General features: G+C 53.4%; 8 protein-coding genes and 1 pseudogene. 6 read left to right on the top strand and 3 right to left on the bottom strand.

Annotated elements, in window-relative coordinates:
* Positions 1-11 precede the first annotated feature (11 nt).
* Positions 12-365 (bottom strand): hypothetical protein, encoded by a 354-nt coding sequence (locus H8S59_RS15750; protein ID WP_187522026.1) that lies wholly within the window; start codon positions 363-365, stop codon positions 12-14.
* On the opposite strand from H8S59_RS15750, the gene H8S59_RS15755 reads away from it, so the two are divergent.
* Together H8S59_RS15755 and H8S59_RS15760 are read left to right on the top strand one after the other, a co-directional pair.
* Entirely contained in the window at positions 355-522 is a 168-nt protein-coding gene (locus H8S59_RS15755) for a hypothetical protein (protein ID WP_187522027.1), read from the top strand. The two genes, H8S59_RS15750 and H8S59_RS15755, sit on opposite strands and share 11 nt — an antisense overlap.
* A 135-nt stretch (positions 523-657) precedes the next feature.
* Complete coding sequence (locus H8S59_RS15760; protein WP_095100140.1) at positions 658-951, top strand: hypothetical protein; 294 nt, start codon at positions 658-660, stop codon at positions 949-951.
* A 579-nt stretch (positions 952-1,530) separates the two neighbouring features.
* On the opposite strand, the gene H8S59_RS15765 is transcribed toward H8S59_RS15760, so the two are convergent.
* Positions 1,531-1,686 (bottom strand): hypothetical protein, encoded by a 156-nt coding sequence (locus tag H8S59_RS15765; RefSeq protein WP_080238097.1) that lies wholly within the window; start codon positions 1,684-1,686, stop codon positions 1,531-1,533.
* A 700-nt stretch (positions 1,687-2,386) separates the two neighbouring features.
* Positions 2,387-2,779, bottom strand: a complete 393-nt coding sequence (locus H8S59_RS15770; protein ID WP_187522028.1) for a DUF6228 family protein — start codon at positions 2,777-2,779, stop codon at positions 2,387-2,389.
* A gap of 274 nt (positions 2,780-3,053) precedes the next feature.
* Here H8S59_RS15770 and H8S59_RS15775 point away from each other — a divergent pair, with 274 nt between their 5' ends.
* The 4 genes and pseudogenes from H8S59_RS15775 to H8S59_RS26805 form a co-directional block, all read left to right on the top strand.
* Positions 3,054-3,824 (top strand): SDR family NAD(P)-dependent oxidoreductase, encoded by a 771-nt coding sequence (locus H8S59_RS15775; RefSeq protein WP_187522029.1) that lies wholly within the window; start codon positions 3,054-3,056, stop codon positions 3,822-3,824.
* 43 nt (positions 3,825-3,867) lie between these two features.
* Entirely contained in the window at positions 3,868-4,587 is a 720-nt protein-coding gene (locus H8S59_RS15780; protein WP_187522031.1) for a hypothetical protein, read from the top strand.
* 237 nt (positions 4,588-4,824) lie between these two features.
* Complete coding sequence (locus H8S59_RS15785; protein WP_187522030.1) at positions 4,825-6,006, top strand: FAD-dependent monooxygenase; 1,182 nt, start codon at positions 4,825-4,827, stop codon at positions 6,004-6,006.
* A 35-nt stretch (positions 6,007-6,041) separates the two neighbouring features.
* Positions 6,042-6,336, top strand: a pseudogene (locus H8S59_RS26805) (hypothetical protein); the annotation flags it as partial.

Raw genomic sequence — 6,336 nt, forward strand, 5'->3', positions numbered from 1 at the left:
GAGAAGTGAGCTCAGCCCAGCAGGTCGAGCATGCCCTCAAGGGTGCTTTCCAGACGGGCTAATTCGATATGCGTGCCATCGCCATATTCGGCGGTACGCAGCGCACATTCAATAATCACCGCGAGCCCCAGAGGTGCTCGATGGCCGGGGTATTTGCGCAGCCTGAGTTCGACCCGGGTCGGGCTTAGCCAAGTGCTGCGGTCTGCTGACCACAGAGGATCCTTGAAGCTAAACACCTCGTCCCCGTTTTGGGTATCGATGATTTGCGGCGGGAACAGCCAGTGCGAGTTGCCCGCCTCCCACGGGGTCGCCTGGACTTGATAGCGACCGTCGGGAGACAGGGACAGTATTTCAATGTCGCTCATGAATGTGCTCCTGCAACTGTGCCTGAGTGACTGGAATCACGGCGCGCCGAATATCATCGTCCAGTACATGCCGGCTTCGCTGTTCGGTTTCGAGGGACTGCTGGTATTGATTGAGCTGACCAAAAACGTTAATAGAATCAAGGTCTGTGGCCGGTAGGCTTACCTTGGAGCTTGAGTTGTCTCTCTGTTCATCAACACATTCGACGCTCCTTTCGGCCAGAAGTGGACCTTCGATTTCAAAGGCAAGCATCTGCCGTAGTAGGATGCAGCTTTAAGCAAACGTAGCCTCGTCATGGATGTTAAAGCGCTCGAACAAAGCAACGTCTTATCGATCACAGTGGATCAGGCCCATCGATATTTCGAGATGGTTGTTAGCGCGGACGACGAGACCAAATACAAGCTGATGGCATGGAACGCCGACGGCAATGAGCTAACCATCCGGCTTGGCGCTCTTCATGTTAACAATTCGAGGGTACTTGGAGAGCTTGAAGGGATAAACATTGTTGAGAACGTTCTATTCCTTGAGGGGGATTTTGGGGATATGGCTATCCATGCGACTACGGTTTTGGTCGAAAAGCTGATGTGACTATTTCGCGAGAGGCCCGTTTTGGCGGAATGCAGCTCTCCGTCTGCGAAAGCACTTGTCCTGACACACGCCAGCCTTTGGCAGTTTGTAGCAAACAACACGTAACCATCTCAACTTCCCCAGATCCCGTGGGACCGGATTCATCCGGGAAGGCGGCATTAAAAGCGACGATGATATGGCGGATATACCGGCCTCTTCCCGGATAAATGCGGTCCCACAGGTCTGAACGGCCGCAAGATCTCTTATAAAAAATCACGTATTAACAGCGGTTTCTCAGTCGCAAAAGTCGACTCATAAATAGCGTCATCCCACGCACCACGAGCGAGGAATACATTTGCGCTGAAGGCTCGGGCTTTGCTCAGTAGATTTAGAGAAGCGCTTTAGATATGCCGGTCTAAAAAGCACACATTGCGACAGATCGACACCGGTCACCGTACGACTGACAGACACCAAGCCTGCCAATCTCCGGTGAATCCGAAGCGTTAGTGCGCTGACACGCAGCGTCCAATGCTTCGACAGCGGCGGCTAACTTCAGCCTGCGCCGTCAATTGCAGCTACCACGTCAGATGAGTGTCAGGCTCAAGCCTGCTCATCCTGTTCGTCTTCATCATGCTTGAGCGCAGGCTTCATACCTGGCTGAGGTGCGTGCTCGGCATTCGGCGCGATTTCTTCGCCGTGATTCTTTTTCTCTTGCTGAACTTTTTTGTCGTGGGCAACGTTACGTGGGTCGGTCATGGGGTTTCCTTGATTGGGCAAATGATTCAAATACCCATCGACGCGAAAAGCTGAATCTGAGCGCCCGGGCAAGATTTGGAGTTCGCTGGGGATAGAGCGTTCAGTGCAATTCAACCCCGTAACTGCCGAGCAATGCCAAGAGAGCAAAGATCAAATCAGTGCCACACCGTCTCTGGGTCTTTAACGATTGCAGAAACCTTAACGCTTTATTCCGCGAGCAAGGTTTCTGCAATCCAGTTGCAAATCATCCAGGTATGGACTGATATTCACTAGTTCCATTAGATCCAGCAGCTCTGCGGAGGCTGTCCTTATCGACCGCCACTCGTCATGATCAAATATAAGTCGATCGTGACAGTGGAAAGCAGCCTCAGTAAGGCTGTTGCATCGCTCCCAAATGTCTCGCAGCCGTGTATTGATTTGCGCTGGTAACGCGCTGCCACAGGCTAAAAAAACCTCGTTCAACGGAAGTATCATCATTGACCAGGTTTCACATGCGGGGCAATCCGGGATAATTGTCTGCTGCATATCCGAGTTCAGCGCGAGGAACTCAAGAGCCGGGATTGCATCGCACACCGCAAGAATACGTTTGTATTCATCTTGGCCGTACCATTCCCACAAAATTGTTGAGAACCCCATCATCAAGCTCCAAAAAATCCAGTTTGCTCATTTGCGGTTCAACACCTTGAGTTCGACGACACCGCTAAATTGCGGAAAAGTCTTTTGCAAAACGCTCGACTTGGCTCGGAGTGACTAACAACGAAGCATTTATTTGCCAGTCGCAGTCGTCATCTGATGTTGAACCCAGATAGACGCGCAGGGACACCAAGCCCGGAAAATCAGGATCCAGGCAGGCCGAGAGCGCAAAATCCTCACATTCAGACAGCCAGTCTTTCGAAGCCGCTTCCTCAAGTTGCGCAACCGACGCGAAAAACTCGTCGAGTCGAGATGCTTTATCCGCAGCGGAGCTCCATTCTGATGTAATTTCTGCGCGCAGTTCAGTCCCCGAGAGTCGAACCACAATGCAGCCAGCCCGGTCGCTATACTGCAGGATGGTCAGTGTCAGCCCATCCTGTTGCCTTATTTCTGCTGGCATTGCTGCACCGATGTCACGAAAGAAGTGCCGATATTACTACGTGAACCTGCAGGGAATTCAAAGTTCGAGTTTCAGGTTGGAATGGTGATTTATTCGCTTCCGATTTTGATGGCTTCCTTTTTATACACGCTCGCGGCCAGAATGATTCATAGCACTTCCTCTGCAATCAGCCGCTTTCGTTGGGGTATCTATTTGTCAGCAACCGCCCACCTGAACGTCATGCCTTGTTCCGAAGTCATAAACAATACTTCAGTCATGCTCCTCAAGGTGCCTTATGAGTTTGATACCCGAACTGAACAGCGAAGCTCATGTGCTGATATGCGGAGCCAGTCGAGGTATTGGCCTGGCACTGTGCGCGGCCTTGCTTGCTCGCGATGATGTAACTCAGATATGGGCCGTAGCGCGAAAAGCCAGCTCCTCCACAGAACTGGCAAAGCTTGCGGAGCAATATGGCGACCGTCTGCAACGAGTCGACTGCGACGCGCGTAATGAGAAATCTCTCGAAACCCTCGTGAGCGAGACGCTTGAAGGATGTGATCACCTGCACCTTGTCATCAGTGCGCTAGGCATTCTTCATCAGGACGGCGCAAAACCAGAAAAGGGTCTGGCACAACTGACCCTTGCGGGTATGCAAGCCAGCTTTGCGACCAACACGTTTGCTCCAATCCTGCTGCTTAAACACCTGCTCCCGTTATTGCGCAAACAACCCTCTACCTTCGCGGCGCTCTCCGCCAGGGTTGGCTCGATTGGCGATAACCGATTGGGTGGCTGGTACAGTTACAGAGCCAGCAAAGCGGCGCTCAACCAGTTGCTGCACACGGCCAGTATCGAACTGAAACGCCTGAACCCTGCCTCTACTGTTCTGGCAATACACCCAGGCACGACTGACACGGATCTGTCCAAGCCATTCCAGGCGACCGTGCCTGATGGTCAACTGTTCGAACCGGCTTTCTCGGCAGCTCGCATTATTGAGTTGGTAGGAGCACATGGACCGTCCGACAGCGGGACCTTTTGGGCCTGGAACGACCAACCCATTGTCTGGTGAATTTTTTCACTCACAATCCAAGACTATGAAGACCTGGCGACATATGAATTTGGCCCACGAAGGCATCCGAGAGTTTCTTATTAATGGCGTCGTTGTGGGTGATCTTCCTTTACCCACGCACTATGCCCAATTGGATCGTATTGATGATTTTCAGGCTGGCTTCCGCACCGACGGGAATACCGGCGAAAGCCTGATATCCAAAACTGACGGTGAATGGAATCCCGACTGGTATGTCCTCGCGCTGACCGGGCTGGATGATCCCGTTTTTATTGCCGCGACCGAAGCTTCAAGCGGCTATCCCGTCTATACCGCAGTCCACGGAGCAGGCCGGTGGGACGCGATACAGATAGCGTCGAGCCTTGTGGCTTTTCGCCGTTTGCTGGAAGCATTGGCAGAAGTGAAGGATGACACCGTCGAATTCAATCGCTTGATCATGGCCGAGATCGGCTCTGGGAATCGGTACTGGCGTGAAGTCATCGATGCGCGTCAGGAAGCAGAGCTGCTGGAGCAATCCACACCCGAAATCAATGCCTATGATCCGGCTGATTTTGAAAGCGGCGACTTGATCGTTACTGCCTTTGGTCCTCATAAGCTCAAGGTCATTCAGTTGATCAGCAAAGCGGGCAAATTGTCATTGAAGGAAGCACTGGCACTTGCCGACGCGCCTGAATTCAAGGCAGGAAGAGGCAAAAGACTTCAACTGCGCCAATTGCGCGACCATCTGGAGGCCTTGGGCGCAACAGTGGAGTTTCGGCCCGATTGACAGCTAAGCGTATTCCCGACTCGCGCACGTCCACCGGCCGTCAACGTCATTTAGCTTTCGAAGAATGGGATCGAGCGATGTACGTATTTGTGGTCAGGATGTATCGGGAACACGATTGCCCTTGCACGTCCTTATAAGCGCTCATTCGTTCAGTATTACCTCAGCCAGTCGCGACTAATGGCTCGTCGTTGAGCTAAAACCAGATACGACCCTACAAACCTTTACGGAGAAAGCCAGATGTCACGCCGCATACTCATCACAGGAGCCAGTATCGCAGGCTGCGCCACCGCTTGGTGGCTGGCCCGGCAGAACTGCGATGTCACGGTCGTCGAGCAGGCGCCAGCTTTTCGGGACGGTGGGCAGAATGTAGATGTCCGGGGTCCGGCCCGGGAGGTGCTGCGCCTTATGGGGCTTGAGCAAGCGGTTAGAGATCACAATACTGGCGAGCGTGGAATAGCGTGGGTCGACGACCAAAACAAGACCATGGCTCGTATTGACCTGGCGGATATGGAAGGAGACGGCCCTACCGCCGAGCTGGAGATATTGCGCGGCGATTTGGCCCGTATTCTTTACGAAGCATCATTGCCTCACACCGAGTATCGCTTTGGGGAGCGCATCACTGCTGTTGTGCAGGATGAGAAGGGAGCGATTGTCAGGTTCGAGGGCGGCACCGAGGAGCGCTTTGATCTGGTTATCGTAGCCGAAGGCGTTGGCTCAAACACCCGCGATATGGTGTTCCCCGGGGAGAACACACCACGCTGGATGGATCTGGCGACTGCATTCTTCACCGTGCCACGCGCCTTGACGGATAGCGAGACCGCACGTTGGTATAACGCTCTCGGCGGTCGAAGCGCAGGCGTTCGCCCCGACAATTGTGGTACCACCCGCGCCTTCTTCAACATTCAGGGGCAACGACACCTGGCAACCGTCAGGACTATCGCCCAGCAGAAGGCTTTTCTGAAAACGCATTTCCAAGATGCGGGATGGGAAGTGCCACGCTTGCTTTCGGGCATGGAGGCAGCCGACGACTTCTGGTTCGACGATCTGCGCCAGGTAAAGATGAAGCGATGGTCGGCTGGTCATGTGGTTCTCACCGGCGACGCTGCCTGGTGTGTCACCCCACTGGGAGGGGTTGGTGCTTCGCTGGCCCTTGTAGGTGCATACGTGCTGGCTGGCGAACTCTCGAAAAACGATCGTCATTCTGCTGCTTTTGCAGCTTACGAAAGCATCCTGCGACCCGTTGTCGAAAAGTCGCAGAGCATCCCAAAGATCGTCCCCCGCCTGACCCACCCTCGCAGCCGTTTGGGGATCACTTTGCTCCGTGCCGTGCAGCGGATTGTTGCAAGTCCTGTTATTAGCAAGCGTGCAGCGAAATCGCTTACTCCAGCTCTACAATCGTTCAAACTCCCGAGTTATTAGCGGCACTCCGGGTTGGAAACAAGTTTGAGGGAAGAATGACCGAGTTGATTCACGAGGCTGATACGTTGAGCTCGTTTCCCGCCGAACAAGATGCTGTGAGGTTGCCAGGAAAAAGTACAAATACGTTGAAGTGGTATCCGTTAAATCGATGTAGAGAACGCAACTGGCCCGATGAGTTGAAACGTCGTGAGCTGGGGAAGCCCTCTATCTGGGTTGACTCGGTAGTGGTGTCAACGAACAGCCCGTCACTTGCGGGTAAGTCTGGCAAACCAGCATATTTTTATTTTTGGGCTCAAAGCCGTGATCAATCATGCAGCGTTGGACTTTGGC

The organism is Pseudomonas folii, from assembly GCF_014357575.1.
In the GTDB taxonomy this organism is placed as follows: Bacteria; Pseudomonadota; Gammaproteobacteria; order Pseudomonadales; family Pseudomonadaceae; genus Aquipseudomonas; species Aquipseudomonas folii.

Coding starts and splice junctions, on each gene's coding strand:
- H8S59_RS15755 (WP_187522027.1), top strand. CDS start 355: ATGTCGCTCATGAATGTGCTCCTGCAACTGTGCCTGAGTGACTGGAAT.
- H8S59_RS15750 (WP_187522026.1), bottom strand. CDS start 365: ATGAGCGACATTGAAATACTGTCCCTGTCTCCCGACGGTCGCTATCAA.
- H8S59_RS15760 (WP_095100140.1), top strand. CDS start 658: ATGGATGTTAAAGCGCTCGAACAAAGCAACGTCTTATCGATCACAGTG.
- H8S59_RS15765 (WP_080238097.1), bottom strand. CDS start 1,686: ATGACCGACCCACGTAACGTTGCCCACGACAAAAAAGTTCAGCAAGAG.
- H8S59_RS15770 (WP_187522028.1), bottom strand. CDS start 2,779: ATGCCAGCAGAAATAAGGCAACAGGATGGGCTGACACTGACCATCCTG.
- H8S59_RS15775 (WP_187522029.1), top strand. CDS start 3,054: ATGAGTTTGATACCCGAACTGAACAGCGAAGCTCATGTGCTGATATGC.
- H8S59_RS15780 (WP_187522031.1), top strand. CDS start 3,868: ATGAATTTGGCCCACGAAGGCATCCGAGAGTTTCTTATTAATGGCGTC.
- H8S59_RS15785 (WP_187522030.1), top strand. CDS start 4,825: ATGTCACGCCGCATACTCATCACAGGAGCCAGTATCGCAGGCTGCGCC.